The 24451-nt window shown below is 72.4% G+C and carries 19 protein-coding genes; 10 read left to right on the plus strand and 9 right to left on the minus strand.

The features are described from left to right. Nucleotides 1-2: 2 nt before the first annotated feature. Nucleotides 3-734 carry a class I SAM-dependent methyltransferase gene (locus AC507J_RS15485; RefSeq protein ID WP_496289861.1) on the minus strand — a complete coding sequence of 244 codons (732 nt, stop codon included), beginning with the start codon at nt 732-734 and terminating at the stop codon, nt 3-5. 172 nt (nt 735-906) lie between these two features. Here AC507J_RS15485 and AC507J_RS15490 point away from each other — a divergent pair, with 172 nt between their 5' ends. The 5 genes from AC507J_RS15490 to AC507J_RS15510 all read left to right on the plus strand — a co-directional run bounded on the left by AC507J_RS15490 (nt 907) and on the right by AC507J_RS15510 (nt 8625). Beyond that, entirely contained in the window at nt 907-3120 is a 2214-nt protein-coding gene (locus AC507J_RS15490) for a molybdopterin oxidoreductase family protein (protein ID WP_496289862.1), read from the plus strand. Beyond that, nucleotides 3117-4565 carry an FAD-dependent oxidoreductase gene (locus AC507J_RS15495; RefSeq protein WP_496289863.1) on the plus strand — a complete coding sequence of 483 codons (1449 nt, stop codon included), beginning with the start codon at nt 3117-3119 and terminating at the stop codon, nt 4563-4565. The genes AC507J_RS15490 and AC507J_RS15495 overlap by 4 nt, the downstream gene beginning before the upstream one ends. A 104-nt stretch (nt 4566-4669) precedes the next feature. After that, entirely contained in the window at nt 4670-7192 is a 2523-nt protein-coding gene (gene nirB, locus AC507J_RS15500) for a nitrite reductase large subunit NirB (RefSeq protein WP_496289958.1), read from the plus strand. Beyond that, entirely contained in the window at nt 7189-7536 is a 348-nt protein-coding gene (gene nirD / locus AC507J_RS15505; RefSeq protein WP_496289864.1) for a nitrite reductase small subunit NirD, read from the plus strand. Before nirB ends, nirD begins: the two co-directional genes overlap by 4 nt. Continuing rightward, complete coding sequence (locus tag AC507J_RS15510; protein WP_496289865.1) at nt 7537-8625, plus strand: uroporphyrinogen-III synthase; 1089 nt, start codon at nt 7537-7539, stop codon at nt 8623-8625. It begins immediately after the preceding gene. A gap of 76 nt (nt 8626-8701) precedes the next feature. Here the strand turns inward: AC507J_RS15510 and AC507J_RS15515 are convergent, their stop codons facing one another. The 5 genes from AC507J_RS15515 to AC507J_RS15535 all read right to left on the minus strand — a co-directional run bounded on the left by AC507J_RS15515 (nt 8702) and on the right by AC507J_RS15535 (nt 14366). Continuing rightward, the gene (locus tag AC507J_RS15515; protein WP_496289866.1) at nt 8702-9703 is read right to left on the minus strand and encodes a ferritin family protein; all 1002 of its coding nucleotides are present in this window, start codon (nt 9701-9703) and stop codon (nt 8702-8704) included. 154 nt (nt 9704-9857) lie between these two features. After that, a complete protein-coding gene (locus AC507J_RS15520) occupies nt 9858-10481 on the minus strand; it encodes a GTP-binding protein (RefSeq protein ID WP_496289867.1) in 624 nt (207 codons plus the stop codon). After that, on the minus strand, nt 10462-10824 hold the full coding sequence (locus tag AC507J_RS15525; RefSeq protein ID WP_496289868.1) for a DUF742 domain-containing protein: 363 nt from the start codon (nt 10822-10824) through the stop codon (nt 10462-10464). The genes AC507J_RS15520 and AC507J_RS15525 overlap by 20 nt, the downstream gene beginning before the upstream one ends. A gap of 42 nt (nt 10825-10866) precedes the next feature. Continuing rightward, nucleotides 10867-11274 (minus strand): roadblock/LC7 domain-containing protein, encoded by a 408-nt coding sequence (locus tag AC507J_RS15530; RefSeq protein WP_030329975.1) that lies wholly within the window; start codon nt 11272-11274, stop codon nt 10867-10869. Next, a complete protein-coding gene (locus AC507J_RS15535; RefSeq protein WP_496289869.1) occupies nt 11271-14366 on the minus strand; it encodes a sensor histidine kinase in 3096 nt (1031 codons plus the stop codon). Before AC507J_RS15535 ends, AC507J_RS15530 begins: the two co-directional genes overlap by 4 nt. Nucleotides 14367-14814: 448 nt before the next feature. Here AC507J_RS15535 and AC507J_RS15540 point away from each other — a divergent pair, with 448 nt between their 5' ends. Continuing rightward, nucleotides 14815-15996: an ABC transporter substrate-binding protein gene (locus AC507J_RS15540; RefSeq protein ID WP_496289870.1), complete on the plus strand. Its 1182-nt coding sequence runs from the start codon at nt 14815-14817 to the stop codon at nt 15994-15996. A 45-nt stretch (nt 15997-16041) separates the two neighbouring features. On the opposite strand, the gene AC507J_RS15545 is transcribed toward AC507J_RS15540, so the two are convergent. Further along, nucleotides 16042-16902 carry an ABC transporter permease gene (locus tag AC507J_RS15545; RefSeq protein WP_496289871.1) on the minus strand — a complete coding sequence of 287 codons (861 nt, stop codon included), beginning with the start codon at nt 16900-16902 and terminating at the stop codon, nt 16042-16044. A 190-nt stretch (nt 16903-17092) separates the two neighbouring features. Continuing rightward, nucleotides 17093-18118 (minus strand): ABC transporter substrate-binding protein, encoded by a 1026-nt coding sequence (locus tag AC507J_RS15550; RefSeq protein WP_496289872.1) that lies wholly within the window; start codon nt 18116-18118, stop codon nt 17093-17095. 269 nt (nt 18119-18387) lie between these two features. Here AC507J_RS15550 and AC507J_RS15555 point away from each other — a divergent pair, with 269 nt between their 5' ends. The 4 genes from AC507J_RS15555 to AC507J_RS15570 all read left to right on the plus strand — a co-directional run bounded on the left by AC507J_RS15555 (nt 18388) and on the right by AC507J_RS15570 (nt 22651). Next, entirely contained in the window at nt 18388-19173 is a 786-nt protein-coding gene (locus AC507J_RS15555) for an ABC transporter ATP-binding protein (RefSeq protein WP_496289873.1), read from the plus strand. Between the two features lie 2 nt (nt 19174-19175). Beyond that, the gene (locus AC507J_RS15560) at nt 19176-20126 is read left to right on the plus strand and encodes an LLM class F420-dependent oxidoreductase (protein WP_496289959.1); all 951 of its coding nucleotides are present in this window, start codon (nt 19176-19178) and stop codon (nt 20124-20126) included. After that, on the plus strand, nt 20123-20452 hold the full coding sequence (locus AC507J_RS15565) for a cupin domain-containing protein (RefSeq protein WP_496289874.1): 330 nt from the start codon (nt 20123-20125) through the stop codon (nt 20450-20452). Before AC507J_RS15560 ends, AC507J_RS15565 begins: the two co-directional genes overlap by 4 nt. 99 nt (nt 20453-20551) lie before the next feature. Continuing rightward, nucleotides 20552-22651 carry a hypothetical protein gene (locus AC507J_RS15570; RefSeq protein WP_496289875.1) on the plus strand — a complete coding sequence of 700 codons (2100 nt, stop codon included), beginning with the start codon at nt 20552-20554 and terminating at the stop codon, nt 22649-22651. 206 nt (nt 22652-22857) lie between these two features. Here AC507J_RS15570 and thiC read toward each other — a convergent pair whose 3' ends face one another. After that, entirely contained in the window at nt 22858-24450 is a 1593-nt protein-coding gene (gene thiC / locus AC507J_RS15575; RefSeq protein WP_496289876.1) for a phosphomethylpyrimidine synthase ThiC, read from the minus strand. Nucleotide 24451: the final 1 nt, after the last annotated feature.

Raw genomic sequence — 24451 nt, forward strand, 5'->3', positions numbered from 1 at the left:
GGTTAGTCATCCTCCGAGTACCCCGACCGGTCGGGCCGGCCCGGAGCGCAGCCGCCGAAGACCGCGAATCGCCACGCCTTGAAGAAGCAGTCCACCTCCACCAGGCCGGCCTCGGCCAGCCAGCCACACTGCTCTTCCACAGGCGCGGGGAGGTCGTACGCCATCCGCTGCTCGGCGGCGGCGATCTCGGCGGCGTCCGAGCCGCGCGCGGCGACCTGCGCCAACCAGACCTGGTGGTAGCGCCGGTCCAGTTCCGGCGTGGGGCCGGCGACCTGCTCGGCGTTGACGAAGACCCCGCCCGGTGCCAGGGCACCGGCCACCCGCCGGTAGAGGTCCCGCTTGCCGGCGTCGTCGAGGTGGTGGATGGCCAACGCACTGACCACCGCGTCGTACCGACCGGCGGGTAGCGGGTCGGCCAGGTCCGCCACCACCACCCGGTGCGACACGCCACGCGCGGTGAGTTGCCCGGCGGCGACCGCAAGCATCTTCGGCGCACCGTCGACCAGGGTCAGCCGGACCCTGGGCACGGCGGCGGCGAGCAGGGACGACAGCAGGCCGGTGCCGGCGCCCAGGTCCAGCACCTGCGGGGTACGGCCGGCGGCGAGGGCGGCCCGCAGCGGCGGCTCGGCCACCTCGATCGCCGTGCCGTAGAACCCGTCGAAGCAGGGCACCAGCCGGCGGCGCGCCGCGTCGTAGCTGCCGGCCACCGCGTCGAAGACCTGGGTCACATCCATGCCAGCCCGCCTCTCCACCACTCACGGCCTCGTCCCACAGTCCAGGAAAGTTGTTCCACATTCTAGACCGCTCGAACCGGCGCGGCGCCCCGGTGCGGTGTGAGCGGCTCTTGACAGGGCCGAAACAAACGGGACGCGGACCGGAAACCGCCCAACGGCACGCTTTGCCGACATGACAGACGGTGCACGAACGGCGACACCATCGGGGCCCGCGCCCCGTGAGGTGGCGACGCACTGCCCGTACTGCGCCCTCCAGTGTGGGATGACCCTGCGCGAGGAGCACGGCCAGGTGAGCGTGCTGCCCCGGGAGTTCCCCACCAACCGGGGCGGCCTCTGCCAGAAGGGCTGGACCTCGGCCGAGCTGCTCCACCACCCGGACCGGCTGACCACCCCGCTGCTGCGCGACCCGGCCAGCGGCGAGCTGCGCCCGGCGAGCTGGGACGCCGCGCTGGAGCGGATCACCACCGGGCTCCGCGACGTGCAGCGGCGGCACGGCCGCGACGCGGTCGCCGTCTTCGGCGGGGGCGGGCTCACCAACGAGAAGGCGTACGCGCTGGGCAAGTTCGCCCGCGTGACGCTTGGCACCCGGCACATCGACTACAACGGACGGTTCTGCATGTCCTCGGCCGCTGCGGCAGGCATGCGCGCCTTCGGCGTCGACCGGGGGTTGCCGTTCCCCCTGTCCGACCTCGGCCGGGCCGACACCCTGCTGCTGGTCGGCGCGAACCCGGCGGAGACCATGCCACCGCTGATGCGCTGGCTGACCGAGCAGCGGCAACGGGGCGGCAAACTGATCGTGGTGGACCCCCGGGTCACCGCCACCGCCCGGCAGGCCGACCTGCATCTGCAACCCCTGCCCGGCACCGATCTGGCGGTGGCCAACGCGCTGCTGCACATCGCCCTGACCGCCGGCTACCTCGACGAGTCCTACATCGAGAAGCGCACCCGCGGCTTCACCGCCGTCCGCCGGACCGTGGCGAGTTGGTGGCCGGCCCGCGCCGAGGCGCTCTCCGGCGTACCAGTGGCCGACCTGGAGGAGACGGCCCGCGCCCTCGGCACCGCCGAGCGGGTCATCATGCTCACCGCCCGGGGCGCGGAACAGCACGCCAAGGGCGTCGACACGGTCACCGGCTTCGTCAACCTGGCGCTCGCGCTCGGCCTGCCCGGCCGGCCCGGCTCCGGGTACGGCTGCCTGACCGGGCAGGGCAACGGGCAGGGCGGACGGGAGCACGGGCAGAAGGCCGACCAGCTCCCCGGGTACCGGAAGATCGACGATCCCGAGGCGCGGGCCCACGTCGCGCGGGTGTGGGGAGTGGCCGCCGACGAGCTACCCGGACCGGGCGTGCCGGCGTACCAGTTGCTGGACTCGCTGGGCACCGCGGACGGGCCACGGGCACTGCTCGTCTTCGGCTCCAACCCGGTGGTCTCCGCGCCCCGCGCGGCCCGGATCGAGGGCCGGCTGCGCGACCTGGACCTGCTCGTCGTCGCCGACTTCCTGCTCTCCGAGACGGCCGCGCTGGCCGACGTGGTGCTGCCCACCGCGCAGTGGGCCGAGGAGGAGGGCACGATGACCAACCTGGAGGGACGGGTGCTGCGCCGCCGCGCGCTGCGCCGCCCACCGCCCGACGTCCGCACCGACCTGGAAATCCTCGCCACCCTCGCCACCCGCCTGCAAGGAAGGGCCCCTTCTTATCGCCTGGTGCATAGGAAGGGCCCCCTATTAACAGCGGACGACACGCACGCGGCCGACGACACGCACGCGGCCGACGGCGCGCACGAGAGGGCGGCTGCGGATCCGCGAGCGGTCTTCGAGGAGCTGCGGCGGGCCTCGGCCGGCGGGCTCGCCGACTACGCCGGGATCAGCTGGGAGCGGATCGACGCCGCCGACGGGGTCTTCTGGCCGTGCCCGCGCGAGGACCAGGCCGACTCCGCCCGGCTCTTCGCCGACCGCTTCGCCACCCCCGACGGGTTGGCCCGGTTCCACCCGGTCGAGCACCGGCCGGCGGCCGAGGAGGTCTGCGCCGAGTATCCGCTGCACTTCACCACCGGGCGGGTACTCGCCCAGTACCAGTCCGGCAACCAGACCCGCCGGGTGGCCGCGTTGCGGCGGGCCGCACCGGAGGCCTTCGTGGAGCTGCATCCCGACCTCGCCGCCCGGCTGGGCGTGACCGACGGCGAGCCGGTTCGGGTGGTCTCCCGGCGCGGCGAGTTCCGGGCCCCTGCACGGCTCAGCTCGGCCATCCGGCCGGACACGGTCTTCGCCCCCTTCCACTGGGGCGGGGCGGCGCGGGCCAACTCGGTAACCAACGACGCCGTCGACCCGGTCTCCGGGATGCCGGAGTTCAAGATCTGCGCGGTCCGGGTGGAGAGAACGGGAACGCGATGATCGAGCGCGGCGAACGAATCGTGGTGGTCGGCAACGGGATGGCCGGCTCCCGGCTGGCCGGGGAGCTGTACGCCCGGGGCGGGGATCTGAAGGTCACCGTGCTCGGCGCGGAGCCGCACCGGGCGTACAACCGGATCATGCTCTCCACCCTGCTCGCCGGGAAGATCGGCGAGCCCGACGTGGAGCTGGCGGAGATCGCCGGGCGCGGTGTCGACCTGCGTACCGGGGTCACGGTCCGCGCGATCGACCGGGCCAACCAGCAGGTACGCACCGACGACGGCGACACCGTCCGGTACGCCCATCTGGTGCTCGCCACCGGCAGCCGGCCGGTGGTGCCGCCGCTGCCCGGCCTGGATGCGCGGCCGCTGCCGGACCGGGTGGTCGCCTTCCGCACCCTGGACGACTGCCGGCGGATCCGCGCCCTCGCCGACGGCGCCCGCCGCGCCCTGGTGCTCGGCGGTGGGCTGCTCGGGCTGGAGGCGGCTCGCGGGCTGGCCGCCCGGGGCCTCGAAGTCGACGTGGTGCACCGGGTGCCGTACCTGATGGAACGGCAGCTCGACCCGGCCGCCGGCGCCATCCTCGCCGACACGCTCGCCGACCTCGGTGTGACCGCCCACCTGGCCGTCACGCCAACCGCGATCGCGGTCGACGCCACCGAGGTACGCCTGGCGCTCTCCGACGGCCCGGTGCTCGCCGCCGACCTGCTGGTACTCGCCTGCGGGGTACGCCCCGACACGGCGCTGGCAGAGGCGACCGGGCTGGCGGTCGGGCGGGGTGTGCTTGTCGACGACCGGCTGCGGACCAGCGACCCGCGGATCTCCGCGATCGGCGACTGCGCCCAGCACGAGAGCGGCCCGACGGGGCTGGTGGCGCCGGCCTGGGCGCAGGCCAGGGTGGTCGCCCAGCTGCTCACCGGCGAGGATCCGCAGGCCCGCTACCGGCCCCGGCCGGTGGTGACCCGGCTCAAAGCGGCCGGCATCGACCTCGCGGCGATGGGCGACCCGGCCAGCGGTCCCGGCGAGGAGCTGACCTTTGCCGACCCGGCCCGGGGCACGTACGCCCGGCTGCGCATCCACGACGGCCGGCTGGCCGGGGCGATCCTGCTCGGCGACAACCCCTCGGTGGGCACGGTGATCCAGCTTTTCGACCGGGGGCAGCCGGTGCCGGTCGACCGGCGCGCGCTGCTGCTCGGCCGGGCCGTCGGCGGTGGCGACGTCGCGACCCCGGCCGCGTCACCGGCGCTGATGCCGGACGCGGCCACGGTGTGCCAGTGCAACACGGTGAGCAAGGGCGCGCTGGTGAGCTGCTGGCGCGGTGGCGCCCGCAGTCTCGACGCGATCGTCGCGGGAACCCGGGCCGGTACCGGCTGCGGCGGTTGCCGCGATGCGGTCGCCGGCATCGTCGACTGGCTCTCCAGAGCGGATCCGGTGGAGGTGACGCGATGAGCAGCACCGGTGAAGGTGACGCGATGAGCAGCACCGGTGGAGGTGGGGCGATGAGCAGCACCGATGGAAGTGACGCGAGAAACGGCACCGGTGGAGGTGACGCGATGAACGGCGGCCAGGTTGTCGTAATCGGTAACGGCATGGTCGGACAGCGGTTCGTGGACGCGCTGCGCGACCGCGACCCGCAGGGACGGTGGCGGATCACCGTGCTCGCTGAGGAGAACCGCCCGGCGTACGACCGGGTGCGGCTCTCGGCGTACTTCGACGGGGTGGACGCCGACGAGCTGAGCCTGTACACCCCGCACGACGGGGTCGAGTTGCGCCTCGGCGAGCCGGTCACCGGCGTGGACCGGGCCCGCCAGGTGGTGACCACGGCCGCCGGTGAGCACCCGTACGACGTGCTGGTGCTGGCCACCGGCTCGTACCCCTTCGTGCCGCCGGTGGCCGGGGCGGACCTGCCCGGCGTCTTCGTCTACCGCACCCTGGACGACCTCACCGCGATCCGCGAGCACGCCCACGGCCGGCGGACCGGCGCGGTGATCGGCGGCGGTCTGCTCGGCCTGGAGGCGGCGAACGCGCTGCGCCTGCTCGGGTTGGCCACCAGCGTGGTGGAGTTCGCCCCTCGGCTGATGCCGGTGCAGGTGGACCCGGCCGGCGGCGCGATGCTCCGCCGCTATGTCGAGGAGCTGGGGGTGGCCTGCCACCTCGGCGTGGCCACCACCGCGCTGCGCGCCGGCCCGGACGGCGCCGTCGCCGGGCTGGACCTGGCCGACGGCACCGCGCTCGACGCCGACCTGGTGGTGGTGGCCGCCGGCATCCGCCCCCGCGACGAGCTGGCCCGCTCGGCCGGGCTCGAGCTCGGCCCGCGCGGCGGGGTGCTTGTGGACGCCGCCTGCCGCAGCACCGACGAGCGGATCTACGCGGTGGGCGAGTGCGCGGCGGTCGACGGGACCTGCTACGGGCTGGTCGCGCCGGGCTACGCGATGGCCGAGGTGGTGGCCGACCGGCTGGTCGGCGGGGCGGCCACCTTCCCCGGCGCGGACACCGCCACCAAGCTGAAGCTGCTCGGTGTCGACGTCGCCTCCTTCGGTGACGCGCACGGTGCCACGCCGGGTTGCCTGGACGTGACCTGGACCGATCCGGCCACCCGGGTCTACGCGAAGTTGGTCCTCTCCGACGACGCCACGACGCTGCTCGGCGGGGTGCTGGTCGGTGACGCGGAGGCGTACCCGACGTTGCGCGCCAGCGTGGGCGGACCGCTGCCGGCACCGCCGCTGGCGCTGCTCGCCCCCGCCGGTTCGGCCGGCGCGACGGCCGGGGCGCTGCCCCCGTCCGCGCAGGTCTGTTCCTGCAACGCGGTCACCCGGGCGGACATCGACGCGGCCATCGCGGGCGGCTGCGCGGACGTGCCGGCCCTGAAGGCGTGCACCCGCGCCGGCACCAGCTGCGGCTCCTGCGTGCCGATGCTCAAGCAGCTGCTCGACGCGGCCGGCGTCGTCCAGTCCCGGGCCTTGTGCGAGCACTTCGACGTCGGCCGGCAGGAGCTGTTCGACATCGTCCGGGTACGCGGCATCCGGACCTTCTCCCGGCTGATCGCCGAACACGGCCGGGGACGGGGCTGCGACATCTGCAAGCCGGTCGTCGCCTCGATCCTCGCCTCGCTCGGCAACGGGCACATCCTCGACGGCGAGCAGGCGTCCTTGCAGGACACCAACGACCACTTCCTGGCCAACCTGCAACGCGACGGAAGCTACTCGGTGGTGCCCCGGATCCCCGGCGGGGAGATCACCCCGGAGAAGCTGATCGTCATCGGCGAGGTGGCCCGGGACTTCAACCTCTACACGAAGATCACCGGAGGACAGCGGATCGACCTCTTCGGTGCCCGGGTCGACCAACTGCCGCAGATCTGGCGCCGGCTGGTCGACGCCGGCTTCGAGTCCGGGCACGCGTACGGCAAGGCACTGCGTACGGTGAAGTCCTGTGTCGGCGACACCTGGTGCCGGTACGGGGTGCAGGACTCGGTCGGGCTCGCCGTCGCGCTGGAGCTGCGATACCGGGGACTGCGCGCACCACACAAGATCAAGTCGGCGGTCTCCGGGTGCGCCCGGGAATGTGCCGAGGCCCGGAGCAAGGACTTCGGCATCATCGCCACCGAGACCGGCTGGAACCTCTACGTCGGCGGCAACGGTGGCTTCCGGCCCCGGCACGCAGACCTGTTCGCCACCGACCTCTCCACCACGGCGCTGATCCAGCTGATCGACAGGTTCCTGATGTACTACATCCACACCGCCGACCGGCTACAGCGCACCGCCGCCTGGATCGAGGCGATGGAGGGTGGCCTCGACCATCTCCGGGCGGTGATCGTGGACGACTCGCTCGGCCTCTGCGCGGAGTTGGACGCCGCGATGGCCCGGCACGTCACGTCCTACTCGGACGAGTGGCGGGACGTGCTGGAGGACCCGGAACGGCTGCGCCGGTTCACCTCGTTCGTGAACGCCCCGGAGGTGCCCGACCCGTCGATCACCTTCGTCACCGAACGCGGACAACCCGTACCCGTCGGTGGGCGACCACCGTCTGCCAACGGCCGGCAACCGGTCGCGCTCGGCCTGCCGGAGGTACGGCGATGAGCGCCCCGACCATGCTGCGCTGGACCGTCGTCTGCCCGCTCGACCGGCTGGATCCGGACCGGGGAGTCGCAGCCCTGGTCGACGGGGTGCAGGTGGCGCTCTTCCGGACCATGGAGGGGCTGTACGCGGTCGACAACCGCGACCCGGTCACCGGCGCGTACGTGCTGTCCCGGGGGATCGTGGGCAGCCGGGGCGGGGTGCCGACGGTCGCGTCGCCGCTGCACAAGCAGGTGTACGACCTGCGTACCGGGGACTGTCTCGACCTGCCCGGGGTTTCCGTCGCCCGGCACGAGGTCCGTTGCCGGGACGGCATGGTCGAGGTGCGGCTGCGACAGGAGGGGTGAATGCGCGAGGAACTGGCGGGCTTCACCATCGGGGTGACCGCCGACCGACGGCGGGACGAACTCGCCGCGCTGCTGCAACGGCGCGGTGCCCGGGTGGTGCTCGCTCCCGCGCTGCGGATCGTGCCGCTCGCGGACGACACCGAGCTACGCGAGGCCACCCGGGCCTGCCTGGACCGGCCGCCGGACATCCTCATGGCCAACACCGGGATCGGCATGCGCGGCTGGCTGGAGGCCGCCGAGGGGTGGGGCCTGGCCGAGCCGCTGCGCTCGGTGCTCGGCGGCGCGTACGTGGTGGCGCGTGGGCCCAAGGCGCGCGGGGCGATCCGCGCGGCTGGCCTGTACGACCAGTGGTCCCCCGCCTCGGAGAGCTGCGACGAGGTGGTCGACCACCTGCGCCAGCGGGGCGTGGCCGGGCAGGTCATCGCCATGCAGCTGCACGGCGAACGGCAGCCGGAGTGCACCCGGGCGCTTGAGGAGGCGGGCGCGACAGTGATCGAGGTCCCGGTCTACCGCTGGGCGCCACCGACCGATCCGACACCGCTGCACCGGCTGGTCGACCTGGTGGCCGGCCGGCTGGTGGACGCGGTCACCTTCACTTCGGCACCGGCGGCGGAGGCGCTGGTCCGCGCGGCCGGCGACCGTACGGACGCGGTGCTGGATGCGTTCCGCAGTGACGTGCTGGCCAGCTGCGTCGGGCCGGTCACCGCCGAGCCACTGGTCCGGCGGGGAGTGCCGGTCAGTGCGCCGAGCCGGGCCCGACTCGGCGCACTGGTCCGGACGATCGTCGACGAGCTGCCCCGGCGGACGGTCACCATCAAGGCGGCCGGCCACCTGCTCACCCTGCGGGGGCATGCCGCCGTGGTCGACGGGGATCTACGCCCGCTCGCTCCGGCACCGATGGCGGTGCTGCGGGCGCTGGCCGCCGCGCCGGGCCGGGTGCTCTCCCGGACCGCTCTGCTGCGTACCCTGCCGCGCGGTGCCGACGAGCACGCGGTGGAAATGGCGGTGGCCCGGCTCCGGGCCGGGCTGCGCGCCCCCCGGGTGGTGCAGACCGTGGTCAAGCGCGGCTACCGACTCCGGGTCGACTAACCACCGGCCAGCGCACGCTCCGGGTCGACGGGCCCTGCCGGCCAGCTGCGGGCCTCGGGTCGACCAGCCTCGCCGGCTAGCTGCGGGCCTCGGGTCGAGCGGGCGCCGGCTGCCGGTCGGCGGCAGCAGCCTCGTTCTTCTCCTCTCCCTCATCGAGGACCAGGTCGACAAGCGCGTCCAGGAAGGCCGAGGCGTGGCGGGCCTCGTCCCGGGCGATTTCGGCGAAGAGCGCGGCGGCGTCGTTCTCCCCGACCGACGCGGCCTGCCGGCTGAACGCCGGATACATCGTGGTGGCCTCGTGCTGCTCACCGGCGATCGCGGTACGCAGGTTCGCCTCGTTGTCGCCGACCAGGCCGTACAGGTTGGCCGCCTCGGCGAAGTGCTCGCCCAGCTCCTGGCTGGCGGTGTTCTCCCAGAGGCGGGCCAGCCGAAGGCGGCCGGTCGACCGCGCGTGCTCGGCGTAGGCGGTGTATCGGGCGTAGGCGAAGGCCTCGCCGCGCAGCGTCGCCAGCAGGTTCTCCTGGGTCTGCCCGGAGCAGGCCGGCTCGGTTGCCTCGATCGGCACCGGCGGGACCGGTACCCCGACCGGCACCCGGACGCCGGACCCCGGGTTGGTGATCGCGAAGAGCGCGATCCGGAACCGCTCGGCGTGCACGCCCTCGTCAGCGGCGAGTTCGTCCCAGAGCGCCGCGGCCGGCAGGCAGCCGTCCCGGCGCGCCTGCTCCGCGTAACGCGGATAGGTGACGGTGTGCTCCTCCGTCTCGCCGGCGATCGACTCGCGCAGGTTGGCGGTGTTGCTCCGGACGAAGTCGATCAGCTCGGCCTCCTCCGCGAAGTGCTCGCCCAGCTCGGTTGCCGCCGTGCTGCGGAACAGCTCCGCGATCTCCGCCTGCCCGGTCCGCTCCGCCTCCTGCGCGTACGCGAGGTAGGAGGCGTACGCGTACGCCTCCCCCTGCATCGCGGTCAGCGTGTCGGCGCGGGTGGTCGGATCGGAGACCGCGGCTCGCGCGGGTGTGCCGACCAACCCGACGCCGAGTGCCGCCCCCACGAGCACTGAGATGACTTTGACCTTCTGCATGGGCTCCCCCTCCGATCAACGCGCAACGTGAACATTCCTTCACGCAGCGCGACATTCGGGAGGATCCTATGTCGTCGCAGGTCAAAGCGGTTTCCACGACTCGGTGGGGCAGGCGTGGAATGGGGACGGCACTGCCAAAAACGACAAACCGCCGTCAGCCGACCGGGGCGGGATGCCCCCGGTCGTGTTCGGCCTGCAACCGCCGCATGGCGTGCTCGACGACGGTCATCAGCACCTGCTTGACCGAGTCGCGCCGTCGGGCGTCGCACAACACCAGCGGCACGTCCGGTGAGATCGCCAGGGCCTCGCGGACCTCGTCCAGCTCGTACTGCGGCGCGCCGTCGAAGCGGTTGAGCGCGACCACGTACGGCAGGTTGCGGTTCTCGAAGTAGTCCAGCGGGGCGAACGCGTCGGCGATCCGGCGGGTGTCCACCAGGACCGCGGCCCCCACCGCGCCCCTGATGATCTCGTCCCACATGAACCAGAACCGGGTCTGCCCAGGTGTACCGAAGAGGTACAGGATCAGATCCTGCGCCATGGTGATCCGGCCGAAGTCCATGGCGACCGTGGTGGTCTCCTTGCCCGGCACCTTTGACGGATCGTCGATGCCGACGCCCGCCGCGGTCATCACCGCCTCGGTGGTCAGCGGCGTGATCTCGGAGATCGCGCCGACCAGCGTCGTTTTGCCGACACCGAAGCCACCCGCGACGACGATCTTCGCGGAGATGATTCCCCGGCTCTGGCGGGCCCCGGCGGGGTCATAGCTCGCGAAGTCCACTCAGCACCCTTCCCAGCATTTCCATCCGCTCCTCGTAACCTGTGGCGGGAGCGGCCGTCTGTAGCGTCAACAGGCCCTCGGCCACCATGTCGGCGACCAGCACCCGGGCGACACCCAGCGGCAACCGGGTGTACGCGGCGATCTCCGCCAGCGACTCGGGCCGGCCCTCGCAGACCATCGCGATGCGATGCTTGTCGTGCCCGGCGAACCGCGATTCGGCGATCTGGGTCGCACTGGCCACCAGCACCGCCTCCAGGGCGATGTCCTGGCGTGGCTCGGTCCGGCCCCGGGTGACCGCGTACGGTCGCACCAGCGCACCGCGTGGGTCACGCCGCTGCTCCATCCGCGATCACCTCCTCTCCCGTCCGCCGTCGTACCGCACCGGTCAGGACCGCACCGCGTCCCGGGGCAGCGGCACCAGCGCCGCACCGACCCGCTCCACCAGCAGGGCCATCTCGTAACCCACCTGACCGACATCGCAGCTGCGCGCCGCGAGCACCGCCATCGACGAGCCGTCGCTGATGGACATCAGGAACAGGTAGCCGCTGTCCATCTCGATGACCGTCTGCAACACCCCGCCGGCGCTGAACATCCGCGCGGCGCCCTCGGTGAGGCTGACCACGCCGGAGGTGATCGCAGCAAGCTGGTCCGCCCGGTCCGCCGGCAGGTCGCGGGAGGAGGCGAGCAGCAGCCCGTCCGCAGACACCGCCACCACGTGGGCGATGCCCGCCACACTGTCGGCGAAGTTGGTGAGCAGCCAACCCATGTCCTGCATGGCCGCTGGCCTGTTCATCGGCTCGTCTCCTTGGTCGAGGTGCTGTTCTGACTCGCGCCGGCCGTCCGGCCGCGCTGGACGCCGCGGTGGTACGCCGACAGCAGACCGCGTACTTCGTCCGGCGTACGGCGACTGCGCTCACGCCCGCCGCGCGGTTCGATTCCGCCGGGCACGAGCTGTTGCTGCGGCACCCGCTTCGGCAGACCGGACCGGGTGGTCCCGGCGGGAGTGGGTTCGGCCGCCCGGCTGGCCCGCGACCAGCCCTCGTCGGCCGCCGTCTGCCAGGCCTCGTCCGCCGGCCCGTCGGACTGCGCTGCCGGCGGGGGTGCCGGCGGCATAGCCGGTCCCGCGCCGGGCATCGCCGACGCCGCGCCGGGCACCGGGCCGTTCGTCGGGGCGGCCGGCGACGACATTGCCGGCGACGACGGTGGCGTGATGGTCCCGGCGGACGCACCCGGCTTGCGGGTGGGCAGCGGGCTCCGGCCCCTGGTCGGTTCGACGGTGGGCGCCGATCCACCGGCGACCGGCTGCGCCGGAGGTTCGTCGAACTGGGGCCGGCTGAAGATGGCGGTCGCGTCGTTGCCGTGCGCCCGGAACCAGACCGCCTCCATCTCCCGGAAGATCGGCGCCTCGGCCTGCGGTTCCGGCGGGGCGGTGATCGGCCCGGTCGTGACCGGAACGGTGGCGGCCAGGCTGGCGCCCAGTCCACCGAAGCCCGGGCTGTCGTAACCCGCGCCGCCGGAGTTAGGTCGGGTGTCCCCGGCGAAGCCGGCCGGGTCGCTGGCTCCGCCGCCGGCGACCGGGCCGACCGGCAGCACGGGCGCGGCCGGTTCGGTGTGGTTGCCGCGCCGGGGCAGCGGGTCGAGGATCGGCTGGGCGACGGTCGGCGTACCGGCACTGAATCCGTTGGCGAAGGCCGGGGACTGGGTGTCGGGCGCGGTGGGGTTCGCTGCCGGTTCAGCGGCCATCCAGGGCGCGGTCGACTGCGTGCCGCCAAGCCACCGGTCGTTAAGCGTGGCGGTGCTGGTACGCCCCGCCCCACCGAACGGCTCGCTGCCGTTCACCGGTGCCATCGGGGTCTGCTCGACCGCGAGCGGCTGACGCGGCCGGGTGATCGGCTGCTCGCGCCCCCGCAGGCTCGGCAGCACCACCGTGGCCGCGGGGAGCGTCACCTGCGCCACGGTGCCGCCTTCGACGTTGCGCCGCAGGTCGACCCGGATGCTGTAGCGGGCCGCGAGCCGGCTGACCACGGCGAGACCCATCAACCGGAACGCCGCCACATCCACGTTGGACGGCTCGGCCAACCGCCGGTTAAGCGAGTCGAGTTGCTCGTCGGTGAGGCCGAGACCCCGGTCCTCGATCTGGATGAGGACGTAGTCCCGGATCCGCCGGCCGTCGGCGACGACCGTGGTGTTCGGCGGGGAGAAGCGGGTGGCGTTGTCCAGCAGCTCGGCCACCAGCCGGACGACGTCGTTCACGGCGTGGGCGGCCACCGAGACGTCCGTGTCGACGGTGCCGAACTCGATCCGGTTGTAGAGCTCCACCTCGGACTGCGCGGCGCGCAGCACGTCCACCAGCAGTGCGTCGTCCCGGCGCGGCACGGTCGAGTCGGCGCCCGCCAGCACGAGCAGGTTCTCGTCGTTACGGCGCATCCGGGTGGCCAGGTGGTCGAGCTCGAAGAGCTGAGCGAGACGCTTCGGGTCCTCCTCGCCACGCTCGATCGCGTCCAGCTCACCGATCATGCGGTCGACCAGGTTCTGACTACGCCGAGCCAGGTTCAGGAACATGGACGAGACGCTGCTCCGCAGGGCCGCCTGCTCGGCCGCGACCCGGACCGCCTCGCGGTGTACGACGTTGAACGCCGAGGCGACCTGACCCACCTCGTCACGGTTGTCGAGCCTGATCGGATCCCGTACCTCGCGGACGATCTCCTTGACGCTGCTGTCGTTGACGTTGCCCATCTCCTGGAGCCGGCGCACCGCCTCGGGCAGGTCGTGGTTGGCCACCGAGAGCGCACCCTCGCGCAGCCGACGCAGCGAGTGGTTGAGCGAGCGGGCCAGCACCACCGCCAGGGTGACCGCGATGATCAGGGTGAGCAGCACCAGCATCGTCTCGACGATGGCCTGCCGGACCACGTCCGAGCGGGCCTGCTCGGCCTGGCCGAGCAGGCGGTCCTGCAACTCGATCTCCGCCCAGCGCATCAGCTCGTTCACCGCGCCGATCGCCGCGGTGGCCTCCTGGGCGGAGACCGGCGAGCGCTGGTTCACCGAGCGGCTGACGTCGGTGGCGATCCGGTCGGCCAGCACCACGGCGTCGCCGGAGACCGTGCGCTCCACCAGCGCGCGCTGGTCGGGGTCGGCGGCGAGGGAGAAGGCCAGCAACGCCTCCTGCTGGCTGGTCAGCGTGGCGACGAAGACGGAGAACTGCTCGTTGTCCAGCCGACCGGCGCTGAGCGCGGTGAACGCCACCGACTCCTCTTCGGCGACGGCCGCCTTGGCCCGGGCGAACGCGGCGACTGCCCGCCGGCTGTCCGCCAGCCGCTCCTCACCGGGCAGCTGGGCCAGCCCGTCGCCGTAGGCCACCAGGTCGGACAGGACCACGCCGTAGCGCAGGGCCGCCTCGGCCACCTCCATCTGCTGCCGGCCGAGAATCTCCTGCCGGGTGCCGTCGAGGGTGTCCAGGTGCGCGTCGATGGCCGCCAACCGGCCGCGTACGGCAGCGGGCGGCTCATCGATCTTGGCGCGCTCGGCGCGGTACGCGTCGATCCGTTCCTGCGTCCGCCGAACCCGGAGGTTGTACGCGTCGGACTGCTCCTGCTGCGGGTTGTCGAGGTAGACGGCTGCCGCCATCCGCTCGGCGTGCAGGTCGTTCGTCAACGCGGAGACGTTCATGGAGAGCGCGGTGAGCGATCGGGCCTCGGTGGCGTCCACGGCGCCGGCACCGACAGAGATCAGGCGGACCGTGGCCAGCGCGATGACCGCGGCGACCGGAACCACCAGGATCAGTGCCAGCTTCGACCGGATCCGCACGTCCCGCAGCCGGGGCATCCGGCGGCGTCCGTTCTGCGCGGCGTCACCGCTGGCGGGCAGGGTCGTCGGTCCGGTGGTCACGACATCGCCTCCGTCGGTTTCTCCACGCCTGAACCGTCGACCCGAGCGGGCCAGAACGGCCGGCGCCATGCGCGGCCCGGCCGCGATTTCATCAGACGAGATCGAATTTGGGAAGCCGCAGGGGGGTAGGAAACGGTCGGAGGGCGTGCATCGAGTGATCGGAACAACTAATACCTACATTTCGGCGGTGCCCTTGATCAGGGCAGGTACCTCCAGAGTGGTCATCCGTGTCGCGAGCGTGAGCGTCGGAAAACATCTCGTTACCCCAACATGTGGGATACGCGTCCCGAAACACCGCCGATCGCCTCGCTTGACCACAGCGCCTGGCATTGGCAAGGTTTTGCAGGCTTCGCGCACACCGTACGGCAGGCGCACCCCAAATCTCCACTGAGGATGATCGCGCCGCCGGTGACCGGGCCGCCGCCCGCGCCGCACCAGGAGGACACAGTTGACCCCGTTCCGCTCCGCGACCGCCACCGTGCTCGCGTCGGCCATGCTGGCCACCACCCTCACCGGCTGCCAGTTCGGCGGGCAGGAGCAGGACACCTCTCCCATCGTCATCGCCGCTGACCTGGAGCTCTCCGGTGCGGCGGTCGGCGCCGGCACGGCGTACCGCCAGGCGATGCAGTTGAAGGTCGATCAGTTGAACGCCTCCGGCGCGCTGAACGGCCGGCAGGTCGAACTCCTGGTGAAGGACAACCGTTCCGACGCCAGCGAGTCGCTGCGCAACGTCGTCGAGTTCAGCAACGACCCACGGGTCAGCGCCATCATCATGGGCGGTTGCCACGAGTGCGCGGTCGGCGCGGTCCGCACCGTCAACGAGAAGCAGATCCCCACCATCGCGCTCGCCGCCGCCGACGCGGTGGCCAACCCGGTGGCGGAGCGCCGCTACGTGTTCAAGCTCGCGCCCAACCCGGCCGACAACGCCGGGGCGCTCACCGTCGAGCTGGGCCGACGCAGCATCGACACGGTCGCGCTGCTGCGCAGCGACGACCCGTACGGGCAGGAGGGTGCCGAGGCGTTGCGCCGCGAGCTCGACAAGGCCGGCATCGAGGTGCTGGCCGAGGCGACGGTCCGCGGCACGGACACCGAGGTGGACCGGCAGACCAGCCAGCTGACCTCGGCCGGCCCGGAGGCGCTGGTCCTCTGGACCCCGCCGGAGCAGGCCATGCTGGCCGCCACCTCGGCCCGCCAGAGCGGCTTCGACGGCGGCCTCTACCTGGACGCCCTGGCTGCGGGGGACCTCTTCCTCGGTGCCTCGGCCCGGGCCGCCGAGCGGGCGACCCTGGTCTTCACCCAGACGATGGTGATCGACGACGTCATCGCCACCACGCCCGCAAAGGCCGCCCGTCGGCAGTGGTTCCAGGACTACACCGCCCGCTTCGGCGGCTACCACGGTTCGTCGTCCTTCGCCGCGGACGCCATCCAGCTCATCGCCGACGCCGAACTGCGGGCCGGCGGGCCGGCCGGCAAGGTCAACCGGGAGGGCATCCGGAACGTGCTGGAGACCTCCCAACTGGACGGACTCTCCGGGCCGATCCGGATGACGCCGGACAACCACTCCGGGCTGATGCCCCAGGCGCTGACCACGCTGGTGGCCCGCAACGGCCGGTGGCGACTGGCCAGCTGAGCCTGCGGCCGTCGGGAAACCCCTGCGGGATTTCCCGACGGTCGATCAGCGGCTGGAGGTGGTTTCCCGCAGCCAGGGCAGGCTGCGCCGCTCGATGAGCACCAGCGTGCTGTAGAGCAGGATGCTGACCAGGGCGACCAGCATGATCGCCGCCCAGGCGGTGGCGGTGTCGCCGATGCCCGCGTACTGCTGGATGACGTAGCCGAGGCCACCCTCACCGGCCTGGAACTCACCGATCACCGCGCCGATCGCGGCCAGCGGCATGGCGACCTTGAGGCCGACGAAGATCTGCGGCAGCGCGGCCGGGAAGCGCACCTTGCGGAAGGCCTGCCAGCGGGAGGCGTTGTAGGAGCGGACCAGCTCGGCCAGCTCCGCCGGAGTGGTGGTCAACCCGGTCGCGGTGGAGAGCACGATCGGGAAGAAGCACAGCAGGAAAACCATTGTCAGAATGGGTTTCTGGCCCCAGCCGAGGGCCACCACCAGCAGCGGCCCGAGGGTGATCTTCGGCACCGCATTGATGGCGACCAGCAACGGGGTGAACATCCGCTCGACCGTCCGGGAGGCGGCCAGCGCCAGGCCGAGCAGCACGCCGGCCACCGCGGAGAGCACGAAGCCGACCAGGATCTCGATTGTGGTGTCGCGGGTGTGCGCCAGCAGCCGCTCCGGCCGTTCGGCGAAGGCGGCCAGCACGTCGGCGGGAGGCGGCAGGGCCGCGGGGTGGATCAGCTCCAACCGGGCGACCAGCCACCAGAGCGCGAGGGCGATCAGCAGACCGGCGGCCGGCAACAGCGCCGCGCTGGCGACGGATCGCAGGTCGCCGGGGCGCCACCGCCGGCCGCGCGGTGCCGCCTGGGACGGCGCGGGTGCCAGCGCCGCCTCCGGCTGCCGTGGGCGGACGTCGGTCATCGGGATCCTCCTGCGATTCGGGTGGCTCTGGCAGATTCGGGTGGTGGCGGGGGTGGTCGGGGGGCGGTTCAGGTGGGGCTCTGGCGGTTCAGGAGGTCGGGGACGGGAAGGGGGTACGCCCCACCGGCTGCCCGGTGCGGCGCACCCCGTGTCGACCGTCGACCTCGGCCCTGGGTACGAACTCTCGACCTCAGGCCTTCGGCGCGAGATTGAAGTCGATGATCTGGTCGGGGGTGAGGTCCGACTTCAGCGCGCCGGCACCGCGCAGGATCGCGATGCTCTTGGCGACCCGGCCGCTGTCCAGCGTGCCCAGCTCGGTGCCGGAGTTGCTGGAGCGGACGTACCCGGCCATCAGCTGAAGCTCGGCGGCGGCCGCGGCCGGGTTCACCGCCTCGGCGTTCTTGGCCAGGATCTCGGCGGTCTCCTGCGGGTTCGCCAGGGCGTACTCCAGGCCCTTGAGCAGCGCCTCGGTGAACCGCTTGACCTGCTCCGGCTTCTCGCTGGCGTACTGCTTGGAGGTGATCAGCACGTTGCCGTAGAGGTCCTGCATCACGTTGCTGTACGGCAGCAGGATGGCCTTCTTCTTGGTCACCGCCTCGATGGTCGGCTGACCGACGACGAACTGGCCGATGCCGTCCACCGAGCCGGAGGCGAGCGTGCCCATCAGCGTCTGCGCCTCGCCGTTGACCCACTTCACCTTGGCGTAGTCGATGCCCGCCATCCGCGCGTACGTCGGGAAGAGGTTGCGGACCACCGACCCGGGGGTGTCGGCGAGCGTCTTGCCCTCCAGGTCCTTCGGGGTGTTGATGCCGGTGCCCTCGACGGTGGCGATGGCGGCCATGGTGCGCTGCTGGATAGCGGCCACCGCGACGAAGTCCTTGGCGTCACCGTTACCGAGCTGGAGCAGACCACCGGTCAGGTCGATCGGGCCGAACTGGGCCTGGCCGCCGACGATCGTCTGGATCACGCCACCGGTGCCCTGCCCGGGTTTGATGTCCACCTCGAAGCCGGCGTCCTTGAAGTACCCCTTCTCCTTGGCCACCCAGGCGTAGGCGTCACGCCCGAAGTTGCCGAAGGAGGTCAGGTAGGTCACCTGCTCCAGGGACGAACCCACACCGCCCTTGTCGTCGGCGTCATCGGATCCGCACGCGGCGGAGACCAGGGCGAGCGCGGTGGCCATGGTGGCCGCGGCGACCGTACGGGTCAGCCTTTTCATCAGTACACCTTGTCCTTTCCAACCGGGGCGTCGTACCGCCGGAAGGGGGGTTGTCGGGCGGCACCGGCAGCCGGGGATGGAAGCCGACACCGCGTACGAGGGGGACTCTTCGCGGGCACAGCGTACGAGAACCCCACCTTTGCGACGCCAGGCGTACCCGGTTGCGGAACGGATACAAAGTGATGTCCACCCCGCACGGTGCGATACGGGACGGGGCGGCTAGCCTGGGACGGATTCCTGACTGTCCACTCAGTGGAGGCCCGCCGGAGATGATCCGTCTGTCCGAGGTGTCGCGCACCTTCGACGGCCGCGCCGGCCGGGTCGAAGCGCTGCGCGGCATCGACCTCGACGTGACCGAGGGCGAGTTCGTCGCCGTACTCGGCCGCTCCGGTTGCGGCAAGTCCACCCTGCTGCGGCTGATCGCCGGCCTGCTCCCGGTCACCTCGGGTGAGGTCGCCGTGGGCGGCACACCGGTCACCGGGCCGCGCCCGGACATCGCCATGCTGTTCCAGCGACCGGCCCTGCTGCCGTGGCGCACGGTCCTGGACAACGTCCTGCTGCCGGTCGAGATCTTCGGCTGGAAGCGCGCGGACCACCGGGACCGGGCCCGGGAACTGCTGGAGGTCGCCGGGCTGGCCGGCTTCGAGAAGCGACTGCCGCACGAGCTCTCCGGTGGCATGCAGCAGCGGGTGTCGCTGTGCCGGTCGCTGATCGGCGACCCCCGGGTGATGTTGATGGACGAGCCCTTCTCCGCGCTGGACGCGCTCACCCGGGAAGAACTCGCCGGTGAGCTGCAACGGGTGCACATGCGCAACGGGGCGACGATCGTCTTCGTCACCCACTCCATCGACGAGGCGGTGCTGCTCGCCGACCGGGTGGTGGTGCTCAGCCCGCGCCCCGGCCGGCTCCGCAAGATCGTCGAGGTGACCGTGCCCCGACCCCGGACCCTCGGCCGCAACGCCCACCTGGCCGATGTCGCCCGGATCAGCGCCGACCTGCACGAACTGCTGATGGAACGCGACCAGCCGGCGAGCGCCGGCGTCGAGGGCCGATGACGATGCGGGTGGCCGTATTCACAGAGCCACATCGCGGCGCCAGCTACGACGACCAACTCCGGTTCGCCCGACTCGCCGAGCAGGGCGGGTACGACGGGTTCTTCCGGGCCGACCACTACCAGACGATGGGCGACGAGCCGGGGTTGCCGGGACCGACCGACGCCTGGCTCACGCTCGCCGCACTCGCGCGGGAGACCAGCCGGATCCGACTGGGCACCCTGGTCACCTCGGCGACCTTCCGGCTGCCCGGCCCGCTGGCGGTGATGGTGGCGCAGGTGGACCAGATGAGCGGCGGCCGGGTCGAACTGGGCATCGGGGCCGGCTGGTACGCCCGTGAGCATCTCTCGTACGGCATCCCGTTCCCGGGCACCAGGGAACGCTTCGACCGCCTCGCCGAGCAGCTCGACGTGATCACCGGCCTGTGGCGCACCCCGTCGGGCGAGACCTTCAGCTACCCCGGTGAGCACTACCAACTGGTCGACGCGCCGGCCCTGCCCAAGCCGGTGCAGACCCCCGGGCCACCGGTGATCATCGGCGGCCGGGGCGCCCGGCGCACCCCGGAGCTGGCCGCCCGGTACGCCGACGAGTTCAACATGCCCTTCACCAGCGTCGAGCAGACCGGCGAGGCGTACGAGCGGGTACGGGAGGCGGCCGACCGGGTCGGCCGCGCCGACAGTGGACGCGCCCCGCTGCTCCTCTCCGCCGGCATCGTGGTGGCCATCGGGCGGACCGACGCTGAGGCCCGGCGGCGGGCCGCACCGCTGCACACCAAGAGCGCCCTGCCGCCCGAGAACCCGGTGGTCGGCTCGCCGGCACAGCTGGTCGACCGGATCGGCGAGTTCGCCAAGCTCGGCACCGAACGGGTCCACCTGCGCCTGACCGACCTCGCCGACCTGGATCACCTGGAGCTCATCGCCGCCGAGGTGCTTCCCCAACTGAACGGATCACGATGACCCAGTCGCCGCTCGACCCCGACTCGCCCGGAACCGGCCTCGTCCTCGGCCCAGTGGGCCAGGAGATCGTCTTCGAGAACGACCGGGTCCGGGTCTGGCACATCCGGCTGGAGCCGGGTGAAGGTCAGCCGCTGCACCGGCACGACCACCCGTACCTCGTGGTGGCCGTACAGGGCGCGAAGAACGTGATCCAGACCGTCGACGGCATCAAGATCGATGCGGACGAGCCGACCGGCGGGGTGGTCTACCGCGATCCAGGGGCGGTGCACATGCTCACCAACGTCGGCGACACGACATACCTGGCCCGGTTGATCGAGCTGAAATAAGAGCGGACACCGTCGCTGCGCACCCGCCACGAGCAGGCATTACATCCTTCTCCGGCGTGCCGGTGGCGAACGGTGGCGACGGACCGTAACGTGCCGGACATGGCCCATCGGACCTTGAGCTGGCTGATGCTCACGGCGTTCGGCGTCAGCCTGCTGGCCGGGGCCGGTCAGCTCGGCCTCGCCTTCGGCTTCGGCATCATCAGGTTCACCGGCACCTTCACCGGTGCCACCGCCAACCAGTGGCCGGCGCAGCTCGTCTGGGCCGGCTGGTTCGCGACGAACGCCGCCGTCATCGGTGCCCTGCTCGCCGAGCGGCTGGCCCGACGCGACGAGCAGCTCACCGGCACCGGCCGTCAGGCGGCCGTCGCCCTCAGCGCCGCCCTGGGCGCCCTGGTCGTAGCGCCGTTGTGCATGCAACCGGCCCGCAGCGCCGAGGGCGTCTCGGTCGACCCGGTCTGGGCAGTGGCGATCTGCGCCGGGCTCGGCGCGGTGGTCGGTGCCGGTGCCGCGCTGACCGTGCTGATCCGGCCGCCGTTCGCCTGGAACATGGCCGCCGTCGCCGGGGTGATGTGGCTGCTGGCACTGCTCTCGGTCATCCCGTCGCTGGGCGAGCGCGGGCCGCTGATCCCGGTACGCCTCGGCGTGCTGGAACCGGCGTGGCTCGATGCCGACACCACGCAGCGGTTGGCCCTGCTGATCCTGCCCATGCTGACCCTGGTGGCCGGCGCGGCGACCGGAGCGCTGGCCCGCCGGTACGGCCATCCCCCGCTGATCAGCGGGCCGAGCGGCGCGGCTGGGCCGGTGCTGCTGGCCTTCGCCTACCTGGCCGCCGGGCCGGGTGGTGCGGGTGACCGCTACCAACTCTCGCCGTACTACGGCGCGCTGATCGCCATCGCCGCCGGTGCGCTCGGCTCGGCCGCCACCGCGTTGCTGCCCTGGTCACCCCGCCGCCAGACGACGGGAGCCATCGAGCCGACCGCCATCCTCGCACCGCTGCCTGCGGCACCGGCGCTGCCCGCCGCGACCGAACCCCGAACCGGTACGGAGCCCACCGTCAGGTCAGCCATCGTCCTCAGCGCCACCCCGGAACCGGCCCCCAGGAGCACTACGCCCACCGCCCCGGAACCGGCCCCCGACAGCGGTACGCCCACCGCAGCGGACTCGCCGCAGGCGGAGGCGGCCGGGTCACCGCCGCGGGCGGAGGCCGGCGGATCACCGCCGCGGGCGGAGGCCGGCGGATCACCGCCGCGGGCGGAGGCCGGCGGATCACCGCCGCGGGCGGAGGCCGGCGGATCACCGCCGCACTGGCACTGGCCGGACGATCGGGCGGCGCCCCGGCCCGCGACGACAGCGGCAGCAGGGTTGCCGAAACCTTCGACCGCCCCGCCCGTCGGCACCTCGGACGACCTCTGGGTGGGCGACGGCAGCGACATCCCGGCGACCGCGCAGGCCCCGGCCAGGCAGGAGAGCCCGGCCGGCGACGGAACGGACGAGGGTACGCCGGCCCAGGCGGCCCCACGATCCCGGCGCCGGTTCCCGACGCCCGATCTGCGGCGGGCGACCCCGTGGCGGCTCGCCCCCACCCAGCACCCCGGTCCACCGTCCTCGGCCGAGGAGGAGACCCCCTCGGCCGACGCCGAGCAACCGCCCACCGCCCAGGCGAAGACACCACCCGCCACCGAGCAACCGCCCACCGCCCAGGCAGAGATACCGTCGGCGGTCCAGCAACCGCCCACCGCCCAGGCGAAGACACCACCGGCCACCGACCAGCGGCCCCCCGCCCAGGCAGAGACACCGTCGGCGGTCCAGCAACCGCCCACCGCCCAGGAGGCGACACCACCAGCCGCCGAGCAACCGACCGCCTTCACCGCTCCCACGCCGCGCATCTCCGCCGATCCGGAGGCTGCCATCCGGGAGGTGTCAGCCGCGTTCACCAGGCCGCCGGTCACCCGTGCCGAAGAGGTGCAGCCGGAGACCGGCGACCGCGACAAGGGTGGCCGGCGCGGTCTGTTCCGGCGGGGCAGGTCACGCTCTGCCGACGCCGGCACCGGGACCGAACGCGAGGAGCCGCTGGCGGCGCAGGACGAGGAGTACGTGCACTGGGTCAGCGAGCTGAGCCGCCCCATCGCCGACGACGAGCCCGCCCCGAAGAAGCCGCGTCGCTCCCTACGTTCCACCGGCCGCCACCACCGCGACTGACCACCCCACCCACCCCACCCACCCCTCCACCCCCGCCCCCGCCCCCGCCCACGCCCCCGCCCGCTCCCGCCCGCCGATCTTGCACTTACGGTCGCCAATATGCCCTGAATGAGGCATTCACCCCGACACAAAGTGCAAGATCGACGGGCGGTGGGGCGGGGCGGGGCGGGCGGGGCGGGCGGTGGGGGTGGGGTGGGCGGTGGGGGTCAGGCCAGGGGGAGGTAGACGCGGGAGCCGGAGGCGACGAACTCGTCCGACTTGTCCTTCATGCCGCGGGCCGCGTACTCCTTGAGGTCCTGGGTGATCTTCATGGAGCAGAACTTCGGCCCACACATCGAGCAGAAGTGGGCCGTCTTCGCCGGCTCGGCGGGCAGCGTCGCGTCGTGGTACGACCGTGCGGTCTCCGGGTCCAGCGAGAGGTTGAACTGGTCCTCCCAGCGGAACTCGAACCGCGCCTTGGAGAGCGCGTCGTCCCACGCCTGGGCACCGGGGTGGCCCTTGGCCAGGTCGGCCGCGTGCGCCGCGATCTTGTACGCGATCACGCCGGCCTTGACGTCGTCCCGGTCCGGTAGCCCCAGGTGCTCCTTCGGGGTGACGTAGCAGAGCATCGCGGTGCCGAACATGCCGATCATCGCCGCGCCGATGGCGGAGGTGATGTGGTCGTACGCGGGTGCGATGTCGGTGGTCAGCGGGCCGAGCGTGTAGAACGGGGCCTCGTGGCACCACTCCTGCTGGAGATCCACGTTCTCCTTGATCTTGTGCATCGGCACATGTCCGGGGCCCTCGATCATCACCTGGACGTCGTACTCCCAGGCCACCTTGGTCAGCTCGCCCAGGGTGCGCAGCTCGGCGAACTGAGCCTCGTCGTTGGCGTCCGCGATCGAGCCGGGCCGCAGCCCGTCGCCGAGCGAGAAGGTCACGTCGTAGCGGGCCAGGATCTCGCAGAGTTCCCGGAAGTTGGTGTAGAGGAAGTTCTCCTCGTGGTGCGCCAGGCACCAGGCGGCCATGATCGAGCCGCCCCGTGACACGATGCCGGTCACTCGGTCCACCGCCAGCGGCACGTACGGCAGCAGTACCCCGGCGTGCACGGTCATGTAGTCCACGCCCTGCTCGGCCTGCTCGATCACGGTGTCCCGGAACACCTCCCAGCTCAGCTTGACCGGGTCACCGCCGACCTTCTCCAGTGCCTGGTAGATCGGCACCGTGCCGATCGGCACCGGCGAGTTGCGGACGATCGCCTCGCGGGTCTCGTGGATCCGCTTGCCGGTGGAGAGGTCCATCACCGTGTCCGCTCCCCAGCGGGTGGCCCAGGTCAGCTTCTCCACCTCCTCCGCCACCGAGGAACTCACCGCCGAGGTGCCGATGTTGGCGTTGACCTTGACCAGGAATGCCTTGCCGATGATCGCCGGCTCACACTCCGGATGATTGATGTTGAGCGGCAGAACCGCCCGCCCGGCCGCGATCTCGTCCCGGACGAACTCCGGCGCCGTGCCCTCCCGGAGCGCCACGAACTCCATCTCGGGCGTGACGATCCCGGCCCGGGCGTACGCGAGCTGCGTCGGCCGTTTCCCCTCCGCCCCGCCCAACGGGGTGCCGGCACCGCGCACCGGCGCCACATCGCCCCGCTCTGCGATCCACGGCCCCCGCAACGGAGGCAGGCCAACCTCCGGCTCGGAGCCCGGCCCGGAGGTGTCGTAGAGCCGCAGCGGCGGATTGTCGCCGGTCAGCTCCACCTCCGCGAACGGCACCCGGAGGTCCGGCCGCGATCCCTCGACGTACACCTTGCGACGTGCCTGCATG

Source organism: Micromonospora sp. PRAS1, from assembly GCF_059553435.1.

What these genes read in the sequence shown, in the direction of transcription:
- AC507J_RS15485 (WP_496289861.1), bottom strand. Translation starts at nt 734, where the DNA reads ATGGATGTGACCCAGGTCTTCGACGCGGTGGCCGGCAGCTACGACGCG.
- AC507J_RS15490 (WP_496289862.1), top strand. Translation starts at nt 907, where the DNA reads ATGACAGACGGTGCACGAACGGCGACACCATCGGGGCCCGCGCCCCGT.
- AC507J_RS15495 (WP_496289863.1), top strand. Translation starts at nt 3,117, where the DNA reads ATGATCGAGCGCGGCGAACGAATCGTGGTGGTCGGCAACGGGATGGCC.
- nirB (WP_496289958.1), top strand. Translation starts at nt 4,670, where the DNA reads ATGAACGGCGGCCAGGTTGTCGTAATCGGTAACGGCATGGTCGGACAG.
- nirD (WP_496289864.1), top strand. Translation starts at nt 7,189, where the DNA reads ATGAGCGCCCCGACCATGCTGCGCTGGACCGTCGTCTGCCCGCTCGAC.
- AC507J_RS15510 (WP_496289865.1), top strand. Translation starts at nt 7,537, where the DNA reads ATGCGCGAGGAACTGGCGGGCTTCACCATCGGGGTGACCGCCGACCGA.
- AC507J_RS15515 (WP_496289866.1), bottom strand. Translation starts at nt 9,703, where the DNA reads ATGCAGAAGGTCAAAGTCATCTCAGTGCTCGTGGGGGCGGCACTCGGC.
- AC507J_RS15525 (WP_496289868.1), bottom strand. Translation starts at nt 10,824, where the DNA reads ATGGAGCAGCGGCGTGACCCACGCGGTGCGCTGGTGCGACCGTACGCG.
- AC507J_RS15530 (WP_030329975.1), bottom strand. Translation starts at nt 11,274, where the DNA reads ATGAACAGGCCAGCGGCCATGCAGGACATGGGTTGGCTGCTCACCAAC.
- AC507J_RS15545 (WP_496289871.1), bottom strand. Translation starts at nt 16,902, where the DNA reads ATGACCGACGTCCGCCCACGGCAGCCGGAGGCGGCGCTGGCACCCGCG.
- AC507J_RS15550 (WP_496289872.1), bottom strand. Translation starts at nt 18,118, where the DNA reads ATGAAAAGGCTGACCCGTACGGTCGCCGCGGCCACCATGGCCACCGCG.
- AC507J_RS15555 (WP_496289873.1), top strand. Translation starts at nt 18,388, where the DNA reads ATGATCCGTCTGTCCGAGGTGTCGCGCACCTTCGACGGCCGCGCCGGC.
- AC507J_RS15560 (WP_496289959.1), top strand. Translation starts at nt 19,176, where the DNA reads ATGCGGGTGGCCGTATTCACAGAGCCACATCGCGGCGCCAGCTACGAC.
- AC507J_RS15565 (WP_496289874.1), top strand. Translation starts at nt 20,123, where the DNA reads ATGACCCAGTCGCCGCTCGACCCCGACTCGCCCGGAACCGGCCTCGTC.
- AC507J_RS15570 (WP_496289875.1), top strand. Translation starts at nt 20,552, where the DNA reads ATGGCCCATCGGACCTTGAGCTGGCTGATGCTCACGGCGTTCGGCGTC.
- thiC (WP_496289876.1), bottom strand. Translation starts at nt 24,450, where the DNA reads ATGCAGGCACGTCGCAAGGTGTACGTCGAGGGATCGCGGCCGGACCTC.